Raw genomic sequence first — 18,590 nt, 5'->3', positions numbered from 1 at the left:
TGTTCATCCGCTCGTAACAACGGTCGGAAAACACAAAAGGACCCGGGGGCTGCGTTGCCCGGATCCTCTGACAGCAGAATAGCCCACATCACTTCTGCGGCAGAGGGGCTATTTCACATGGTGGATGTTTCCTCGCTCACTTCCGTCGGCCGCCGCGTCACCTTGCGCACCGATGACGATGTCCGGATCGAGGCGGTTCACGAACCGTGCACAGCCAGTGTCACCGATACGGCGGTGGTCGTGGCGCACGGGTTCACCGGCTCGGTCGACCGGCCCGCGCTGCGGCGCGCCGCGCAGGTCCTCCGCCGCCACGCGCACGTCGTCACCTTCTCCTTCCGCGGTCACGGCCGCTCCGGCGGCCTCTCCACCGTCGGCGACCGTGAGGTCCTGGACCTGGCCGCCGCCGTCCGCTGGGCCCGTGAGCTCGGCCACGCGCGCGTGGTGACGGTCGGCTTCTCCATGGGCGGCTCGGTCGTGCTGCGCCACGCCGCGCTGGAGAAGGGGTCGAACGCCCGTGCGGACGCCGTGGCCGCCGTCTCCGCGCCCGCCCGCTGGTACTACCGGGGGACGCCCGCCATGCGACGCGTGCACTGGGTGGTGACCCGGCCGGCGGGCCGGCTGGTGGGCCGCTACGGATTCGGCACCCGGATCGACAGCAGGGCGTGGGACCCGGTGCCCCTCGCGCCGTTCGAGGCGGTGCCGCTGATCGCGCCCACCCCGCTGCTCGTCGTGCACGGCGACCGCGACCCGTACTTCCCGGTCGACCACCCCCGGATGCTGGCGGCCGCGGCGGAGGCGGCGGGCACCCCCTTCGAGCTCTGGCTGGAGCGCGGCATGGGCCACGCCGAGAACGCCGCCGGCGACGAGCTGCTCGACCGCCTCGGGAACTGGCTCGCCCGGCCATAGCCCATCATGGGAGCGGCGCGCACACGAACGAAGGGAGTGCCGTCATGGCAGCGGGAACCATCCGCTACTGGGCCGCGGCGAAGGCCGTCGCCGGAGTCGCCGAGGAGCCGTACGCCGCCGAGACCCTCGCGGAGGCGCTGGACGCGGCCCGCGAGCGGCACCCCGGCGAGCTGGCACGGGTCCTCCAGCGCTGCTCGTTCCTGATCGACGGCGATCCCGTCGGGACCCGCGCGCATGAGACGGTACGGCTGGCCGAGGGCGGCACGGTCGAGGTGCTCCCCCCGTTCGCAGGAGGGTGAACCGCACACCATGAGCAGTGATCAGCAGTACCCGTACGCGCCGCAGGACGGCCCGGACGGCGCCCCGCAGGGCGGTCAGCCGTACGACCCCGCTGTCACCCAGACGTGGGAGGGGCAGACCTGGGACACCCAGTACCAGCCGACGGTCCGGCCCGGCCCCCGGCATGAGCCGCAGCCGCAGGCCCCCGCGCACCCGCAGGCCCCCGGACAGCCGCAGCACACCGCGCCCGCGCCCGTGTCGTACGACACCGCGTACCTGCCGCCGCAGCAGGCCCCGCATCCGTACGGGCAGCAGCGGTACGCCACCGGAGGCCACCCGCTCCCGCCCGAGGTGACCCGGCCGTCCGCGTACGGGACCCCCGGCTACGAGACCCCCGCCTACGAGGCGCCCGGGTACGTGGCGCCCGCGTACGAGGCCCCGGGCCAGGAGCCGGCCCCGGCCGCCCCCGCGCAGCCCGCCGCCCCGCCGGAGCCGGGCCCGGAGTACTCCCCGCCCACCACCTCCGGCAACGCCCGGATCACCGACGCCCAGCGCGCCCGCGCCGAGGGCCGCTCGCCGATCATCGAGCCGGGGATGCAGCCGGCCGCCCTGACGGCGGTGCTCGGCGTGCTCCTGGCCGCGGGCGCGGCCGTCGGCCCGTACGCGCTGCTCGTCCCGCTGCTCCTGCTGCAGGCCGTCACCGCCGCCGGCTGGTTCCGGCTCAACGGCATGTGGCCCGCCCGGCAGGGCATCGCGCTCGCCTTCCTCGGCGGTGTCGTCGCCGACGTGGCGCTGCTCGCCGTCGGCCGTGAGCACGCGCCCGCCGCGATCCTCGGCACGCTCGGCGTCTGGGTGCTGCTCACCCTCGTCCTCCAGCTGCGCAGCCACGCCGACCCCGACGAGCGGATGTACGGCCTGATGGCCACGGTCGCCTCGGCGGCCCTCGCGGTGCTGGCCGCCGGGCACCTCGGCGCCGAGCCGGACGCGGTCGTGGCCGGGGCCGTCGCGGTCGCCGCCGCCGTACTGGCCCGGGCCGTGCCGCTGCCCGGCCCGGTCTCCGTGATCGTCGCCCTGCTCGCCGCCGCGGGTGCCGGCGTCGCGGCCGGCGGCCTCACGGACCTGGGCACGGCCGGGGCGCTGCTCGGCCTCGGCGCCGGGATGTGCGCGCTGGTCGGCCTGCGGGTGGCCAGCTACGACTACCCGTCGCGGTTCGTGCACATGACGGCCGGCGTGGCACTGCCGCTGACCGCCGCCGTTCCCGCGGTCTACCTGCTGGGCAGGGCGCTCGCGTAAGCGGTGCCACACACGCACGGGGAACCGACCGGCCTCCCGACACGTCGATCTTCGTGTCGGGGGGCCGGACTCGTGATCAGGGGGCTGAAACGCATGCGAGCACTGCGGATGGTGCTGATCCTCGCCGTGGTGCTCGGCGGGCTGCTGGTCGGTGCGGACCGGATCGCCGTGGCGTACGCGGAGTCGGAGGCGGCCGACGGGGTGCGGCTCGGGGCCGTCAAGGCGGAGTCCACGGCCATCGACATCAAGGGCTTCCCGTTCCTCACGCAGATCGCCGACCGGCGCTTCGACGAGGTCGAGGTGCGGATCACCGGCGTCCAGGCCTCGGCGGGCGGCCGGCCGGTCCGGATCGGCGAGCTGACCGCCGCGCTGCACGACGTCACGCTGGACGAGGACTACGCGATCGACCGGGCCGGCAGCGCCGACGGCACCGCCCTCATCTCGTACGCGGACCTGGCCGCCGCCTCGGGGCGCGACGCCCAGGTCGGCTACGGCGGCAACGGCAAGGTGAAGGTCACCGGCGGGGTGCGCTTCCTGGGCCGGACGATCACCCGCAGCGTTCTGTCCACCGTCACCGTGGTCGACGGCGACACCATCCGGGTGCGGGCCGACGAGGTGCCCGGCGAGGGCATCCCGCTGCTGGAGGACAAGGTCCGCTCGGTGACCGACTTCGACCGGCGCATCGAGGGCCTGCCCAAGGGGATGCGCCTGACGAAGGTGGAGGCCCGGGCGGACGGCCTGGCGGTCACGGTGACGGGCCGGAACGTGACCCTGACGGCGGGCTGAACACCCCGCGGATCACATGCTGAGACACTGACGTCCGATCCGCAGAAACAACGGCGAGGAGCTGGGGCGAGGGCGCTCCGAGGGTGATCCGCACCCTTTTCTCATCCCGCATCCCGGACGATCGCGTCTCAAAATACGACACACCGGTGACACGGCCGCCCGTCCGTCCCTACGATCGTGGGCATGAAGCGACAGGCGGATCTCACGAAGCGGCGGGCAGTAGACCTGTGCCGCATCGCCGCCATGCTCTGTCGCCCTGTCTGAGCGGGACGCACTGCGCCCGTATTCCTCAGGCCCTACGACGTGATGTCGGGGCCACCCCTGCGCAGCCGTACGCGTCATCCCACGAGCCGACGCGTACCCGCACCACCCCCTGCACGCACCGCCGCACACTGCCCCGGAGGAGAAACAGCATGGCTCGCAGCGACGTCCTGGTCGACGCCGACTGGGTCGAGGCCAACCTCGACAACCCGCAGGTCGCCATCGTCGAGGTCGACGAGGACACCTCGGCGTACGACAAGAACCACATCAAGAACGCGATCCGCATCGACTGGACGAAGGACCTCCAGGACCCGGTCCGCCGTGACTTCGTCGACCAGGAGGGCTTCGAGAAGCTCCTCTCGGCCAAGGGGATCGCGAACGACACCACGGTCGTCCTCTACGGCGGCAACAACAACTGGTTCGCGTCCTACGCCTACTGGTACTTCAAGCTCTACGGCCACCAGGACGTCAAGCTCCTCGACGGCGGCCGCAAGAAGTGGGAGCTCGACTCCCGCGACCTGGTCGACGGCTCCGAGGTCCCGAACCGCCCGGCGACCAACTACAAGGCCCAGCCCCAGGACACCTCCATCCGCGCCTTCCGCGACGACGTCGTCGCCGCGATCGGCAACCAGAACCTCGTCGACGTCCGCTCGCCCGACGAGTTCTCCGGCAAGCTGCTCGCCCCGGCCCACCTGCCGCAGGAGCAGTCGCAGCGCCCCGGCCACGTGCCGAGCGCCAAGAACATCCCGTGGTCGAAGAACGCCAACGACGACGGCACCTTCAAGTCGGACGAGGACCTCAAGGCCCTCTACGCCGACGAGAACGTCGACCTGGCGAAGGACTCCATCGCCTACTGCCGCATCGGCGAGCGCTCCGCGCTGACCTGGTTCGTCCTGCACGAGCTGCTCGGTGTCGAGAACGTCAAGAACTACGACGGCTCGTGGACCGAGTACGGCAGCCTCGTCGGCGTGCCGATCGAGCTCGGCTCCGGCAAGTAAGTCCCCACCGGACCCGGAACCCGCAACCCGGACCCGGAACCCCTCGACCGTAAGGAATCAAGAACATGTGTGGAGCGCAGCCCGGCGGCCCCGACGCCTCGACGATCAAGCCCGGTGAGACCACCATCCAGGGTTACGTGACCAAGGACGGCCAGCCCGTCACCGGTTACGTCCGCCTCCTGGACGCGACCGGCGAGTTCACGGCCGAGGTCCCGACCTCCGCCACCGGCCAGTTCCGCTTCTACGCGGCCGAGGGCACGTGGACCGTCCGCGCCCTGGTCCCCGGCGCCACCGCCGACCGCCAGGTCGTGGCCCAGCCCGGTGGCCTGGCCGAGGTCGCCATCGCGGTGTGACGCCGCACCACAGAACGGCCGGAGGGCCGTGCCTCCTGGGGGGTTGGACGCCGACCAGGACTCGAGGCACGGCCCTCCGGTCTGTCCGGGAACGGGCCGCGGTCGTACGCTGAAGGTGTGTACGCACGGCGACGGCGCGTCTACTTCTGGATGATGGGCGTCTGCCTGGTGCTCTTCGTAGGCGCCTGGGCCGTCGTGCGCCTGTTCTCGGTCCCGGCGGCCATCGCGATGTGCGTGGTCGCCATGGTGATCCCGCCGGTCGCCGCCATGGTCGCGAACCGGCGCGGCCCCGACGACCGCTGGTGGGACGACCCGAGCGGCGACAAGCAGTCCGACGAGTGGTGGGACGAACTCGACGGCAAGAAGCGCGGGGACTAGCGGAGTCGGCGGGGGCTGACGGAGGTCGGCGGGGGGCTGACGGATGTCGGCGAGGGCCGGTCCGGCGGCCTGCCGCCGGCGGCGACGCCTAGTAGACGAGCGCCTGCGTGTCGTCCCCCATCGCCTCCTGGACGAAGAGCTGGGCGCCCGCGATGCGGACTCCCTTCAGGACGTCGTCCTCCGTGATCTCGCGGCGGGCGGCGCACTGGGTGCACAGCGTCACCCGGCCGGCGGCCAGGATCGAGTCGAGCAGGTCGGGCAGCGGCGCCGCGTGCGGGAGCTCGAACTCGGCCGCGCGGCCCGGCAGCGCGAACCACGAGGACTCACCGGTCAGCCACAGCGAGACCTCGACGCCGCTCGCGACGGCGACGGCGGCCACGGTGAAGGCCTGGGAGCAGCGTTCCGGGGCGTCGGCCCCGGCGGTCACCTTGATCACGAGCTTCTTCGCCATATGCCGAATTGTAATGCGGGGCGAGGCAACCCCATGCGTCCCTCACGTGTCATCTGGGCGCGCGGATAACGGAATCCGCGCTTCTAGTCTCGTGGGGGGACTCTTTTGGAAGCCACGGAAGCGGTGGAACCCGCTCAGAACACCCCGGCGGCCGCGCCGGACGCCACCCCGGCACCCGCACCCGTGCCGGTTTCGGACGACAGGCCGGGGCGCCGCCGGTCCGGCCGTACACCCGCGCTGATCGCCGTCGCCGCCGTGCTCGGGATCGTCGGCGGCACCGCCGTCGGCTACGGAATCCAGGCCGACCGCGAACCCACCCCGCTCCCGGCCCTCAACCAGCCCGGCCTGGCCTACCCGGCCAAGCCGCTGCCCAAGGGCCAGGCCCCGGCCCCGCTCTCGGCGGCCGAGGACCGCGGCCTGAAGACCGAGGGCGACCTGCGGAAACTGCTGCTGCCGAAGCCCGCGGGGTCCGCCAAGGCCGACTTCGCCCCCGAGGACGGCTGGCTGAGCATCGCGTCGTACGCCGGGGACTTCAACGGCCCGTCGGGCGAGTTCCAGTACCTCCTCGACAACGGCATCCGCCGGGTCGCGAGCACGGCCTGGCGCACCGGCCAGTACCGGTTCACCCAGGTCAACCTGGTGCAGTTCCGGGCCGACAGCGGCCAGGGCGCCGCCGACCACGCGGCGGACCAGCGCGGCTTCATGGAGGACGAGGCCGGCTACGGCACGCCGGTCAAGGGCAGCACGGAGGGACGCACCTACCTGCTCCCCGTCGAGCGCAAGGCGGGCTACCTCGACTTCTACGAGGCCCGCGCGTACCTGCACCGCGGCGACGTGATGGTCGAGATCTTCGTGACGGACACCAAGAAGATCAGCCAGAAGGAGATCTCCTCGCTGGCCGAGCGACAGCTGGAGCGCCTGTGAGCGAGGAAACGAACCCGAACGCCGTGAACGCCGTGAACGCCGAGAACGCCGTGAACGCCGTGAACGCCGTGAACGCCGTGAACGCCGTGAACGCCGGGAGCGTCGAAGCGCACGCCGGCACCCCGGACACGGCCACCAGCCACGACACCGCCACCACCCCCGACGACGTGACCGCCCCGCCGCGCAGGCCGCGGCGGCGGGTCTTCCCGTACGTCCTCGGCGGCGTCCTCGTGCTCGGACTCGCCGGCGGCGGCACCTACACCGGCGTCACCGTGGCGGGCGCCGAACGCCACGCCCCCACGCTCGGCTGGGAGGAGGCGGCCCCCGACAGCGGGAGCAAGGACCCGGCCGCCGACGCGGTCGGCCGCGGCCGGGCGTCGACGCCGCTGAGCAGGCTGCTGCTGCCCGTGCCCGACGGATACGTGCTCGGCCCGGACGTCGAGCGGTACGCCAACGACAGCGAGCTGTCCGCGGCCGACGCGACCGCCCTGGTCAAGCAGCAGGGCAAGGGCCTCTCCGGCAAGAAGCGCCGCGACTTCGACAAGCGCGTCGACAAGCTGGGCATCCAGGGCATCGCCGTACGCTCCTACGCCTCCGAGGACGACACCCTCCTGGTCGAGGTGCAGGTCGCGCACTTCAAGGACAAGCGCTTCGGCGCCGAGCTGCGCGGGATGCTGGCCGAGATCGCCGGGATCCTGAAGTTCCCGAAGGGCCCGAAGATCGAGGGTCACGGGAACGCGTCCTGCTTCGCGACGCCGAAGCCGAAGGACAGGGGCGAGGCCAAGGCCGAGGAGGGCGGCAAGAGCAGCCTCGACGGCATGGTCTGCTCCGCGAGCGAGTCGGAGTACTACGTGACCGTGACCGCCTACGGCAGCCGGCCGTTCGACGGGTCCGAGGTCGCCGAGCTGGTGAAGAAGCAGCTCGATCACATCAAGTCCCCGGGGGAGTACGTATGAGCGAGACCCAGCAGCAGACACCCCCGGAGCCGACGACCGCCCCGGAGCCCACCACCGCGGCGCCGGAGCCGACGACCGCCCCGGAGCCCACCACCGCGGCACCTCCCGCCACCGCCGCCCCGGAACCCGCCACCGTGCCGGCTCCCGCCACTGCGCCGCCCGGCTCCCGGCGGGTGCTCCTCGCCGTCGCCCGGTGGACCGCCGCCGTCCTCGTGTGCGGTGGGCTCGGGGCGGGCACGGCCGCCGCGATCACGGCGGCGGAGCGCACCGACGTGCCCGGTCTCGCGACCGAGAGCGACGGCCGCTGGGACTACCCGAAGCTGAGCCTCCCGGCACTGCCGGAGGGCTCGCCGCGCCCCTTCACCGACGGCAACGAGGGCGAGATCCACTACGCCGACCCGCGGGCGCTCGTGCTGCCGGCCCCGGCCGGCGCGACCGTGGACCCGAAGCTCGACGGCGGCTGGGTGAGCGTGGAGCAGTACGTCTCCCTCTATCCGAAGGAGCGGCGCGGCCTGCTGCGGCAGGCCGTCGCGGACTCCGCGCTGCGGCACATCACGGGCCGCGCGTGGACCATGCCGGACGGCACGAAGAGCGCCGTGTACCTGCTGAGGTTCAAGTCGGTCGGTTTCGCCGAGGCCTTCAAGGACGACGCGCTCAGCGTCGGCTCGTCGGACACGCTGCCCCTGGACGGGACGGGCGGGGTCGAGAGCGACACGCTCGGCACGGGGGTGCGGGTCGACGGCACGGCCCTGTACACGGTCGCCGAGATCGAGCCGTACGGTCCCGAGCAGACCCGCTGGGCCTACATCCAGGCCGGCGACACGCTCGCCCTCGTGGTCCAGTCCCGCAAGGGCGAGACGCCCGCCGTTCCCTTCCGGCAGACCGTCACCCTGCAGAACCAACTGCTCGGCTGAGGCCCCCCGCGGCGAGACCCACCTCACCGAGAGCCCCGGACCCCGGCCCACTAAGCTGGGGTCCGGCCCGTTCCGCCTTCACCGCTCACCGAGGAGCACCAAGTGATCGTCTTTTTCGAAGTCCTGCTGGCGCTCGTCTGTGTCGCGGTCCTCGCCTTCGCCGGTCTGACCGTGAAGAAGCTGTACCAGGGCCAGCGCTGAACCACCTCCACACAGATCGACTGAGCTGCTCATGATCGAGATCCCGTCCGACCTCAACCCGGACCTCGTCCCCCTCGCGTTCCTGCTCGGTACGTGGGAGGGAGCGGGCGTCTCCGACTTCCCCGGCGCCGAGAAGTGCAACTTCGGCCAGTCCGTGACGTTCAGCCACGACGGCCGGGACTTCCTCGAGTACCACTCGCACACCTGGGTCCTCGACGCCGAGGGCGAGAAGGTCCGCCCGCTCGAGAGCGAGAGCGGCTACTGGCGGATCGACAACGACCGCAAGGTCGAGGTCGTGATGATCCGCGACCAGGGCATCGTCGAGGTCTGGTACGGCGAGCTCGCCGACCAGAAGCCGCAGATCGACCTGGCCACCGACGCCGTCGCCCGCACCGCCGCCTCCGGCCCGTACAGCGGCGGCAAGCGCCTCTACGGCTACGTCAAGAGCGACCTCATGTGGGTCGGCGAGAAGGCCACCCCCGAGGTGCCGCTCCGCCCCTACATGTCGGCGCACCTGAAGAAGGTCGTCACCCCGGAGGAGGTCGCCGAGATGGCGCGCAACCTCCCCGACATGCCCGACGACGGCATCGCCTTCTTCCGGTAGGCCGAAGTCGGTACCGGCGGAACCTGGGGCCGCTCGCCGCGCCCTCCTACACTGGGGGCGTGGTGAGCACCGACTGGAAGAGCGACCTGAGGCAGCGGGGTTACCGGCTGACGCCTCAGCGCCAGCTTGTCCTGGAGGCCGTGGACGCGCTGGAGCACGCGACCCCGGACGACATCCTGGTGGAGGTCCGCAAGACGGCCTCCGGCGTGAACATCTCCACCGTGTACCGGACCCTGGAGCTCCTCGAGGAGCTCGGGCTGGTGAGCCATGCCCATCTGGGGCACGGGGCGCCGACCTATCACCTCGCCGACCGGCACCACCATCTGCACCTGGTGTGCCGGGACTGTGGCGAGGTGATCGAGGCGGACGTCGAGGTGGCCGCCGAGTTCACCGGGAAGCTGCGCGAGACCTTCGGTTTCGACACCGACATGAAGCACTTCGCGATCTTCGGCCGGTGCGGGGACTGCTCGCGGAAGGACCCGGCCGCCGAGTCGTAGGCTTTTCCCATGAAGAGCCCTCTGCTGTCCCTGCCCGGCGCTGTCCCCGCCGAAGGCCGTGACGAAGGCGTCGCCGCGCACTACGGCGATCTGTTCCGCGAGCAGCGGACCCTCGCCGACGGCACCGGTTTCGTCGACCTCTCGCACCGCGGCGTCGTCGCCGTCTCCGGTGACGACCGTCTGAGCTGGCTGCACCTGCTGCTCACCCAGCACGTCAGCGAGCTGCCGGCCGGCCGGGCCACCGACGCGCTGATCCTCTCCGCGAACGGACACATCGAGCACGCCCTGTACCTCGTCGACGACGGCGAGACCGTCTGGGCCCACGTGGAGCCCGGCACGCAGGCCGAGCTCATCGCGTACCTGGAGTCGATGAAGTTCTTCTACCGGGTCGAGGTCGCCGACCGTACGGAGGACTTCGCGGTCGTGTACCTGCCGGCCGGTTCGATCGCCGACGTGCCCGAGGGCGTGGTCGTCCGGGAGACCTCGCACGGGCGTGACGTGTTCCTGCCCCGCGCCGACCTGGAGTCCTTCGCCGCCGCGCACGGGCCGGCCGCCGGCGTCCTCGCGTACGAGGCGCTGCGCGTCGAGGCGCACCGGCCGCGGCTCGGTTTCGAGACCGACCACCGGACCATCCCGCACGAGATCGGGCTGATCGGCAGCGCCGTCCACCTGCAGAAGGGCTGCTACCGCGGCCAGGAGACGGTCGCCCGGGTGCACAACCTGGGCAAGCCGCCGCGGCGGCTCGTCTTCCTGCACCTGGACGGCAGCGAGGTGCACCTGCCCGGGCACGGCACCCCGGTGCGGCTCGCCGCGGACGGGGAGGAGGGGCGTCAGCTGGGCTTCGTCACCAGCTCGGCGCGCCACCACGAGCTCGGGCCCATCGCCCTCGCCCTGGTGAAGCGGAACGTGCCGGTGGACGCCGACCTCGTCGCGGGGACGACGGCCGCCGCGCAGGAGGTCGTGGTCGAGCCGTAGGGCCTCGGCCGGGCCGGTCAGACTTCCAGCAGGACCGTGAACGGGCCGTGGTTCGTGAGCGACACGCGCATGTCCGCTCCGAAGCGGCCCGTCTCCACGTGCGCGCCCAGCTCCCGCAGCCGCGCCACGACCTCGTCGACGAGGGGCTCGGCGACCGGGCCGGGCGCGGCCGCGTTCCAGGTGGGGCGGCGGCCCTTGCGGGCGTCTCCGTAGAGGGTGAACTGGGAGATCACGAGGAGCGGCGCGTTCACGTCGGAGCAGGACTTCTCGCCCTCCAGCACCCGGACGGACCAGAGCTTTCTGGCCAATTGCGCCGCCTTCTCGGGGGTGTCGTCATGGGTCACCCCGACCAGGACGCACAGCCCCTCGCCGACGATCTCGCCGACGGTCTCCCCTGCGACGACGACGCTCGCGCCGTCGACCCTCTGCACCACTGCTCGCATACGGACCAACCTACCGACTGACACGGGGAGGGCCGAACGGGTGCAGACCGCCTGCGTCGGCCGGGGCGGGAGTGGCACCATGCGGGAAGGCGGTGCGGCTCCGCACCGGTCGAGGGGACGATTCACATGAGTGCATCTGGCACCGGGCACACGCCGTCCGGTCCCGTACCGCTGACCCGTAACGGCCGCGCCGTCGGCGGTGCCGTCGGACGGCCGCCCGCGCAACGGACCACCGAACCCGATCTGCCGGGCGGGCCGCAGCCGGACCTCGCCGCGCTGCGGCTGCCCGAGCTGCGGGCGCTGCGCCGTGACGCGCAGGGCGACGAGGCCGATCTGAGTTACGTACGGCGGATGCTGCAGGGCCGGATCGACATCCTGCGGGCCGAGCTGGCGCGGCGCAGCGATCCGGAGGCGCCGGTCCTGGACCGGTTGTCGGAGATCCTGGCGGACACGCCGTCGCGGCCGGGGTCGGCGACGCGTTCGGCGCGGCACGTGACGCTGTCGACGCCGCGCAGCGAGGAGTACCGGCGGCTGGCGGCCGAGATGCTGTCGGAGGTCGAGCTGTCGGACCTGACGGCGCGCACGGACGAGGAGCTGCACACGGCGATGGGGCGGCTCGCGGGCTACGAGCAGCAGGTGTCGCGGCGCCGGCAGGAGCTCCAGCGGACCGCGGACGACTGCAGCGCGGAGATCGCCCGGCGGTACCGGGAGGGCGAGGCGCAGGTCGACGACCTGCTCGCGTGACGCGGTCCGAGCGCGGGCGTCCGGTCCCGGTGGCGGCGGTCCGCGAGGCCGTGTCCGGCCCGTGTTCCGGCCCGTGTTCCGGCCGGGGTGAAACTCGGGTGCGGGTGGTTCGTCCGGCCGCATAGCCTCGAAGGATGAGCCTTGAGGTGCGCGCGATCGACGAGACCGAGTTCCCCGCCTGGCTGCGGGCGAAGCGGGTCGGGTTCCTCCGGCCGCCGGTGGTGTCCGACGAGGAGGTCGCCGACCGGCTGCCGCACACCGATCTCTCCCGTACGTACGGCGCGTTCGACCGGGGCCGCCTGATCGCCACCTTCCTCTCCTTCGACCAGCGGCTGAGCACGGTCGGCGGCGCGGACCTCGCCGCGAACGCGGTCAGCGGGGTCACCGTCTCGCCGACCCACCGCCGGCGCGGGCTGCTCAGCCGGATGATGGCGGCGGACCTGGCGCAGGCGAAGGAGCGGGGCGACGCGTGCGCGACGCTGATCGCCGCCGAGTACCCGATCTACGGCCGGTTCGGCTTCGGCGTGGCCAGCTGGGGAACCGAGTGGGCGGTGGACGTGACCCGGGCCGGGTTCGACCGGCGCTGGTCGGGTCCCACGGCGGAGGACGGCGGGGGCAGGATCGACCTGTCGGACGGTGCCGAGATCCGCAAGGAGGGCCCGGCGCTGCACCGCCGGCTCGCCGGTCGGCGCGCCGGGGTGACCGGCCGGACCGCCCGTGGCTGGGACATCGGCACCGGGAACGCGTACCACTCCGAGCCGTGGACGGAGCCGTTCTACGCCGTCTACCGCAACGGGTCCGGCGAGGCCGAGGGCTATGTCGCCTACACCTCCGACGTCAAGTGGAACGACGCCAAGCAGCCGGTGAACACGGCGAGCGTGCGGGATCTGATCGCCGTCACTCCGGCCGCCGAGCGCGCCCTGTGGCGGTACGTGTGTTCCGTCGACTGGATCACCCGGGTACGGACCGGCTCCCGCGCGCCCGACGACGTGCTGCCGCTGCTGCTGCCGGACCCGCGCGCCGCGCAGGTGGTCACGCACGCCGACATGTTGTGGCTGCGGATCCTGGACGTTGCGGCGGTCCTGGAGCCCCGGACGTACGCGACCGAGGGCACGCTCGTCCTGGACGTGCGCGATGCGGCCGGGTTCGCGGGCGGGCGGTACCGGCTCGACGCGTCCCCGGAGGGCGGCGCGGTGACGTCGACGGACGCCTCGCCCGACCTCGTGCTCGACGTGGCGGACCTGGCGACGCTGGCGCTGGGTGACGAGTCGGCGGTACGGCTCGCGGCGCTCGGCCGGGTCGAGGAGGCCGCGCCGGGGGCGGCGGCCCGGGCGGACCTGCTGCTGCGGACCTCGCTGCGGCCGTGGAGTATGGACATCTTCTGATCGAGGAGCCGATCGGGGAAGCGGAACGGAACGGGAACAGGCGGAGGGTGTCGTGAGCGGGCTGCGGGAGCTGAAGAAGGAGCGGACGCGGCAGACGCTTTCCGAGGTGGCGATCGGGCTCTTCCTGGAGAGGGGCTTCGACGCGGTGTCGGTCGCGGAGATCGCGGCGGCGGCGGAGGTGTCGAAGCCAACGCTGTTCCGCTATTTCCCGGCCAAGGAGGACCTGGCCCTGTACCGGTTCGCCGATCACGAGGAGGAGCCGGCCCGGGTGGTGGCCGAGGCGCGGGCGGCCGGCGTGCCGCCGCTCGACGCGTTGCGCGATCACGTCCTCGCGGGCCTGGAGCGGCGCGACCCGGTGACGGGCCTGAACGACGTGCCGGCCGTGCTGGACTTCCTGCGGCTGCTGTACGGGACGCCGGCGCTGGTCGCCCGGATGTCCGCGTTCCAGAGCCGGTCGGAGGAGGCCCTCGCCGAGGCCCTGGGGGGCCCGGACCCGCTGGCGGCGCGGCTGGCGGCGGCGCAGGTGGTGGCGGTGCTGCGGGTGCTGGCGGAGGAGAACGTCCGGCGGATCACGGAGGGGGAGCCGGTCGAGCGGGTGCTGCCGGGGGCGGTGGCGGCGACGCGGCTCGCGTTCCGGCGGCTGGCGGAGGGGCTGCCGTACGGGGTCGCTGCCTGAACCGAGTAAAAAACATGACTCGGTAACGCTTCTTGTCTATCGTGGAGGGCATGAAGTCCCTTCGGCATGACCTCGACCAGGAACGAGCCCATCACGACGCCTGCCGCGCCGCCCTCGCCCGGATGACGGAGGACGTCGAGGAGCAGGTCGTCATCGGCGAGGACACGGCCGCGTCCGGGGCGGACGCCGAGATCCTCGGCCGTCACCTGCGCAGCCGCGCCAAGGTCTTCCGCGAGATGCCGCCGGGCCCGCTCTTCTTCGGGCGTCTCGACCGGGAGGACGGCCAGATCCACCACATCGGGCGCCGCCGGATCGCCGAGCATCCGGCCGCCCCTCCGCTCGTCGTCGACTGGCGGGCACCGGTCTCCCGTGCGTACTACCAGGCCGGCCCCCACGACCCGCAGGGCGTGCTCCGGCGGCGCCGGTTCGGCTGGGCGCCCGGCAGTGCCGGCGCGTCGGAGGACCTGACGGCGCTGGAGGACGAGCGGCTGACGGGGGGTGAGACGGCGGAGCGCGGGGCAGCGGGCCCGGGGGTGACCGGGCCGGGGGCGGGCGGGTCGCGGGTGGCCGGGCCGGGTGCGATCCTCGCCTCGGAGATCGAGCGGCCCCGCGTCGGCCCCATGCGCGACATCGCCGCCACCCTCCAGCCCGAGCAGGACGAGCTCGTGCGCTCCGGGCCCGCCGACTCGCTCTGCGTGCAGGGCGCGCCGGGCACGGGCAAGACCGCCGTCGGGCTGCACCGCGCCGCGTATCTGCTCTACACCCACCCGCAGCGCCTCCAGCGCTCCGGACTCCTCGTCCTCGGCCCCAACCGCACCTTCCTCTCCTACATCGCCGAGGTGCTGCCCGCACTGGGCGAGACCGGGGTGCGGCAGTCGACCGTCGACGACGAGATCGCCCGCCACGAGGTGCGCGCCGAGGACACCCCGCAGGCGGCCCGGATCAAACACGACGCCCGGATGGCGGAGGTGCTGCGCCGGGCGCTGTACGCGCGGGTCGACCCGGCGCCCGCCGAGGACCTGGCGGTGCCGGACGGCTCGTACCAGTGGCGGGTGCCGGCGCACGAGCTCGCCGCGATCGTCGCGGACGTACGGGAGGAGGCCCCGCCGTACGCGACCGGGCGCGAGCGCGTCCGGGCCAGGATCGTGCGGGCCCTGCAACTGCGGGCGGAGCGGCGGGCCGGGGTCCTCGGCGCCGCCTGGGTGCGCCGGATCGAACGGGCCCGGCCGGTGTCGGCCTGCGTGGACGCGTGCTGGCCCAAGGCCACCCCGGAGGAGGTGCTCGCCGAGGTCCTCACGGAGCCGCCCGCCGATCCGCTGCTCAGCGAGGCGGAGCGGGCCGCGATCCGCTGGGCGAGGCCCCCGCGCTCGTTCCGCAGCGCGCGCTGGAGCGCCGCCGACCTCGTCCTCCTCGACGAGCTCGCCGGGCTGATCGAGCGGCCCGAGGGCTATGCGCACATCGTGGTCGACGAGGCGCAGGACCTGTCGCCCATGGAGTGCCGGGCCATCGCGCGGCGGGCCGACTTCGGCTCGCTGACCGTCCTCGGCGACCTGGCGCAGGGCACCACGCCCTGGGCGGCCCGCGACTGGCGCGAGCAACTGGCCCACCTGGGCAAGCCGGACGCGACGGTGGTCCCGCTGACGACGGGCTACCGGGTCCCGGCGGCGGTCGTCGACCTCGCCAACCGGCTGCTGCCGGAGCTGGGCGCGGGGGTGCCGGCCGGACGTTCGCTGCGCGCGGGCGGCGAGGTGACGGTGCGCCGGGTCGCCGACGTGACGGAGGGCGTGGCCGAGGCGGTGCGGGCGGCGCTCGAGGAGGAGGGCTCGGTGGGCGTGATCGCGGCGGACGCGACGGTCGCCGCGCTGAGGGAGCAGCTCGGGACAGGGCTCGGGACAGACCTCGGGCCGGGGCTCGGGGTCGGAAGGGACGACGGGTCGGCGAACGGCCCGGCGGGCGGGCGCGGCCTTCCCGGTCGGGTGTCCGTCGTCCCGGCGTCGCTCGCCAAAGGCCTGGAGTACGACCATGTCGTCGTCGCCGAGCCGGCCGCGATCGTGGCGGCCGAGCCGCGCGGACTGCACCGCCTCTACGTGGTGCTCACGCGGGCGGTGTCGCGGCTCGACCTGGTGCACCGGGAGCCGCTTCCGCTGCCGCTGGCCCGTACAGGGCGCTGAGTTCGGAGCCGATCCGGGCGAGGGCGGTACGGGCCTCGGGCGGGTCGAGGAGTTCGACGCGGGCGCCGAGGCCGGCGAGCTGGGCGGCGACGACCTCGGGCGAGGGGCCGGTCACCTCGACGGCGGTCCAGCCGCTGTCCGGTTCGCGGGCCCCGTACCGTAGCCGCCCGCCGAAGAGGCCCTCCAGGAGCCCTTCGGTCCCGGGGGCGGCCCGCCCGCGTACCGTCGCGGCCGCCATCCGGTCCTCCATGCGGGCGGCGAGCCCGCGCCAGGCGGTGGCGAGGTCGAAGCCCTCGGGCCGTACGACGGGGGCGCCGGTGACGGTGACGGAGGTGACGCGGCTGATGCGGTAGGTGCGGAGGTCCGGGTGGGCGTCGGTGGCGGCGACGAGGTACGGGACGCCGGTCTTGGCGGCGATGCCGAGCGGGTGGACGAGCCGTTGCCGGGGCTCCTGCCCCGGGCGGGCGTAGCCGATACGGACCTGGACGCCGTCGACGACGGCCTGGCGGAGGGCGTCGAGGTGCACGGGTCCGGTCTCGGCGCCGGTCCAGTCGGTGGCGTCGGTGACCCCGGCCCGCGCGGCGGCCTCGGCGCCGGGCCGCAGCGGCGCGGGCAGGGCCCGGACGAGCTTGCGCAGGGCGGTACGGGTGCCGGGGCCGGCGTCGGCGTCGGTGCCGGCGAGGAGGAACAGGGCGCGGATCTCGGGGGCGTTGAGGCCGCTGAGATCGGTGCGGGCGCCGCCGACGAGGCGCCAGCCGCCGCCCTTGCCCGCCGTCGAGTAGACGGGGACTCCGGCGGCGGCCAGCGCTTCGAGGTCGCGGCGCGCGGTGCGCTCCGACACCTCCAGCTCGGCGGCGAGTTCGGCGGCGGTGACGGGGGCGCCGCCCTGCCCCCGGGACTGCAGGAAGAGCAGGGCGGCGACGAGTCGGTCGGCTCTCATGCGGCCATTGTCAGCTCGCGCCGCGCGGGCCGGTCCGTGCGGAGGAGGAGGAAGGCGGCGGCGAAGGCGGCGACGAGGAGGCCGGCGCCGACGGCGAAGGCGAGGTGGTAACCGCCGGTGAGCGCCTCGGCGGTGGGCCGGCCGGCGGCGGTGAGGGACTCGGTGCGGGCGGCGGCCAGGGTGGACAGGACGGCGACGCCGACGGCCATGCCGATCTGCTGGGTGGTGTTGAAGAGGCCGGAGGCGAGGCCCGCGTCCTCGTCCTTGGCGCCGGACATGCCGAGCGCGGTCAGCGCGGGGAGGGCGAGGCCGAAGCCGGCGGCGAGCAGCATCACCGGCAGCAGGTCGACGGCGTAGGAGGCGTGCACCGGGGCGCGGGTGAGCAGGCCGAGCACGCCGACGAGCAGGACGAGGCCGGTGAGCAGGACGTTCCGCTCGCCGAAGCGGGTGATGAGGCGGGCGGAGAGGCCGAGGGAGACGCCGCCGATGACGACGGCGGCGGGCAGCATCGCGAGGCCGGTCTCGGCGGCGCCGTAGCCGAGGACCTTCTGGAGGTAGAGCGCGACGAGGATCTGGAAGGAGAAGAGGGCGGCGACCATCAGCATCTGGACGAGGTTGGCGCCGGCGACGCTGCGGGACCGGAGCACGCGCAGCGGCATCAGGGGGTGGGCGGCGGTCGCCTGGCGCACCACGAAGCCGGCGAGGAGGACGAGCGCGAGGGCGCCGAGGCCGAGGGTGTGGGCCGAACCGGCCCCGTACTCCTCGATCTTGACGACGGCGTAGATGCCGGTCATGAGGCCGCTGGTGACGAGCAGGGCGCCGAGGAGGTCGGCGCCGGCGCGCAGGCCAGGACCGCGGTCGGCGGGGAGGGCGGGGAGGGCGGCGAGGAGGGCGGCGGCGCCGATGGGGAGGTTGATGAAGAAGATCCAGTTCCAGGCGAGGGCGTCGGTGAGGAGGCCGCCGAGGACCTGGCCGAGGGAGGCGCCGGCGGCGCCGGTGAAGCTGAACACGGCGAAGGCCTTGGCGCGTTCGCGGGGTTCGGTGAAGAGCGTGACGAGGATGCCGAGGCTCACGGCGGAGGCCATGGCGCTGCCGACGCCCTGGAGGAAGCGGGCGGCGATGAGGACGCCGGGGGAGCCGGCGACACCGGCGAGGAGCGAGGCGGCGGTGAAGACGCCGGTGCCGGCGAGGAACACGCGCTTGCGCCCGAGGAGGTCGCCGAGGCGCCCGGAGAGGAGGAGCAGGGCGCCGAAGGCGATGAGGTAGGCGTTGACGACCCAGCTGAGGCCGACCGGCGTGAAGCCGAGGTCGGCCTGGATGGCGGGCATGGCGACGGTGACGATGCTGCCGTCGAGAACGGTCATCAGCATGCTGGTGGCGAGGACGCCGAGGGCGGTCCAGCGGGAGGTACGCATGGCGAGCTCTCCTGTCGTAGAGGCAACAGGAAGGACGCTA

General features: G+C 73.5%; 21 protein-coding genes. 17 read left to right on the top strand and 4 right to left on the bottom strand.

The window, feature by feature from the left end; genetic code table 11:
* Positions 1-117: 117 nt before the first annotated feature.
* The 7 genes from ACIGXE_RS30725 (at position 118) to ACIGXE_RS30695 (ending at position 5,254) form a co-directional block, all read left to right on the top strand.
* A complete protein-coding gene (locus ACIGXE_RS30725; RefSeq protein ID WP_399752399.1) occupies positions 118-906 on the top strand; it encodes an alpha/beta hydrolase in 789 nt (262 codons plus the stop codon).
* Positions 907-950: 44 nt separating this feature from the next.
* On the top strand, positions 951-1,205 hold the full coding sequence (locus ACIGXE_RS30720; protein WP_399752396.1) for a MoaD/ThiS family protein: 255 nt from the start codon (positions 951-953) through the stop codon (positions 1,203-1,205).
* A 10-nt stretch (positions 1,206-1,215) separates the two neighbouring features.
* Positions 1,216-2,478 (top strand): hypothetical protein, encoded by a 1,263-nt coding sequence (locus tag ACIGXE_RS30715; protein WP_399752394.1) that lies wholly within the window; start codon positions 1,216-1,218, stop codon positions 2,476-2,478.
* A gap of 93 nt (positions 2,479-2,571) precedes the next feature.
* On the top strand, positions 2,572-3,264 hold the full coding sequence (locus ACIGXE_RS30710) for a DUF2993 domain-containing protein (protein ID WP_399752392.1): 693 nt from the start codon (positions 2,572-2,574) through the stop codon (positions 3,262-3,264).
* A 413-nt stretch (positions 3,265-3,677) separates the two neighbouring features.
* A complete protein-coding gene (locus tag ACIGXE_RS30705) occupies positions 3,678-4,523 on the top strand; it encodes a sulfurtransferase (protein ID WP_399752390.1) in 846 nt (281 codons plus the stop codon).
* A gap of 65 nt (positions 4,524-4,588) precedes the next feature.
* Positions 4,589-4,876 carry a DUF1416 domain-containing protein gene (locus ACIGXE_RS30700; RefSeq protein WP_399752388.1) on the top strand — a complete coding sequence of 96 codons (288 nt, stop codon included), beginning with the start codon at positions 4,589-4,591 and terminating at the stop codon, positions 4,874-4,876.
* A 117-nt stretch (positions 4,877-4,993) separates the two neighbouring features.
* Complete coding sequence (locus ACIGXE_RS30695; RefSeq protein ID WP_399752386.1) at positions 4,994-5,254, top strand: DUF3099 domain-containing protein; 261 nt, start codon at positions 4,994-4,996, stop codon at positions 5,252-5,254.
* Positions 5,255-5,342: 88 nt separating this feature from the next.
* On the opposite strand, the gene ACIGXE_RS30690 is transcribed toward ACIGXE_RS30695, so the two are convergent.
* A complete protein-coding gene (locus ACIGXE_RS30690; protein WP_399752385.1) occupies positions 5,343-5,705 on the bottom strand; it encodes a DsrE family protein in 363 nt (120 codons plus the stop codon).
* Positions 5,706-5,828: 123 nt separating this feature from the next.
* Here ACIGXE_RS30690 and ACIGXE_RS30685 point away from each other — a divergent pair, with 123 nt between their 5' ends.
* The 6 genes from ACIGXE_RS30685 to ACIGXE_RS30660 all read left to right on the top strand — a co-directional run bounded on the left by ACIGXE_RS30685 (position 5,829) and on the right by ACIGXE_RS30660 (position 10,776).
* Complete coding sequence (locus ACIGXE_RS30685) at positions 5,829-6,629, top strand: hypothetical protein (protein ID WP_399752382.1); 801 nt, start codon at positions 5,829-5,831, stop codon at positions 6,627-6,629.
* Positions 6,626-7,585, top strand: a complete 960-nt coding sequence (locus tag ACIGXE_RS30680) for a hypothetical protein (protein WP_399752380.1) — start codon at positions 6,626-6,628, stop codon at positions 7,583-7,585. Before ACIGXE_RS30685 ends, ACIGXE_RS30680 begins: the two co-directional genes overlap by 4 nt.
* Positions 7,582-8,499: a hypothetical protein gene (locus ACIGXE_RS30675; protein ID WP_399752378.1), complete on the top strand. Its 918-nt coding sequence runs from the start codon at positions 7,582-7,584 to the stop codon at positions 8,497-8,499. Before ACIGXE_RS30680 ends, ACIGXE_RS30675 begins: the two co-directional genes overlap by 4 nt.
* A gap of 232 nt (positions 8,500-8,731) precedes the next feature.
* The gene (locus ACIGXE_RS30670; RefSeq protein ID WP_399752376.1) at positions 8,732-9,304 is read left to right on the top strand and encodes an FABP family protein; all 573 of its coding nucleotides are present in this window, start codon (positions 8,732-8,734) and stop codon (positions 9,302-9,304) included.
* Between the two features lie 59 nt (positions 9,305-9,363).
* Entirely contained in the window at positions 9,364-9,801 is a 438-nt protein-coding gene (locus tag ACIGXE_RS30665) for a Fur family transcriptional regulator (RefSeq protein WP_399752374.1), read from the top strand.
* 9 nt (positions 9,802-9,810) lie between these two features.
* Positions 9,811-10,776 (top strand): YgfZ/GcvT domain-containing protein, encoded by a 966-nt coding sequence (locus tag ACIGXE_RS30660; protein WP_399752372.1) that lies wholly within the window; start codon positions 9,811-9,813, stop codon positions 10,774-10,776.
* 17 nt (positions 10,777-10,793) lie between these two features.
* On the opposite strand, the gene dtd is transcribed toward ACIGXE_RS30660, so the two are convergent.
* Entirely contained in the window at positions 10,794-11,219 is a 426-nt protein-coding gene (dtd, locus tag ACIGXE_RS30655; RefSeq protein WP_386863790.1) for a D-aminoacyl-tRNA deacylase, read from the bottom strand.
* A 126-nt stretch (positions 11,220-11,345) separates the two neighbouring features.
* Here dtd and ACIGXE_RS30650 point away from each other — a divergent pair, with 126 nt between their 5' ends.
* The 4 genes from ACIGXE_RS30650 to ACIGXE_RS30635 all read left to right on the top strand — a co-directional run bounded on the left by ACIGXE_RS30650 (position 11,346) and on the right by ACIGXE_RS30635 (position 16,195).
* Positions 11,346-11,963 (top strand): ABC transporter substrate-binding protein, encoded by a 618-nt coding sequence (locus ACIGXE_RS30650; protein WP_399752369.1) that lies wholly within the window; start codon positions 11,346-11,348, stop codon positions 11,961-11,963.
* Between the two features lie 134 nt (positions 11,964-12,097).
* Positions 12,098-13,348: a GNAT family N-acetyltransferase gene (locus ACIGXE_RS30645; protein WP_399752367.1), complete on the top strand. Its 1,251-nt coding sequence runs from the start codon at positions 12,098-12,100 to the stop codon at positions 13,346-13,348.
* Between the two features lie 52 nt (positions 13,349-13,400).
* Complete coding sequence (locus ACIGXE_RS30640; protein ID WP_399752365.1) at positions 13,401-14,024, top strand: TetR/AcrR family transcriptional regulator; 624 nt, start codon at positions 13,401-13,403, stop codon at positions 14,022-14,024.
* A gap of 50 nt (positions 14,025-14,074) precedes the next feature.
* A complete protein-coding gene (locus tag ACIGXE_RS30635; RefSeq protein WP_399752362.1) occupies positions 14,075-16,195 on the top strand; it encodes a HelD family protein in 2,121 nt (706 codons plus the stop codon).
* Here ACIGXE_RS30635 and ACIGXE_RS30630 read toward each other — a convergent pair.
* Positions 16,119-17,135 carry a helix-turn-helix transcriptional regulator gene (locus ACIGXE_RS30630; protein WP_399752360.1) on the bottom strand — a complete coding sequence of 339 codons (1,017 nt, stop codon included), beginning with the start codon at positions 17,133-17,135 and terminating at the stop codon, positions 16,119-16,121. The genes ACIGXE_RS30635 and ACIGXE_RS30630 overlap by 77 nt on opposite strands.
* A complete protein-coding gene (locus ACIGXE_RS30625; RefSeq protein ID WP_399752358.1) occupies positions 17,132-18,550 on the bottom strand; it encodes an MFS transporter in 1,419 nt (472 codons plus the stop codon). Before ACIGXE_RS30625 ends, ACIGXE_RS30630 begins: the two co-directional genes overlap by 4 nt.
* Positions 18,551-18,590: the final 40 nt, after the last annotated feature.

It is taken from the genome of Streptomyces sp. NPDC053431 (assembly GCF_044544925.1).
GTDB lineage: Bacteria > Actinomycetota > Actinomycetes > Streptomycetales > Streptomycetaceae > Streptomyces.
The sequence above is the reverse complement of the archived record's forward strand: the minus strand, read 5'-3'. Positions and strand labels throughout refer to the sequence as shown.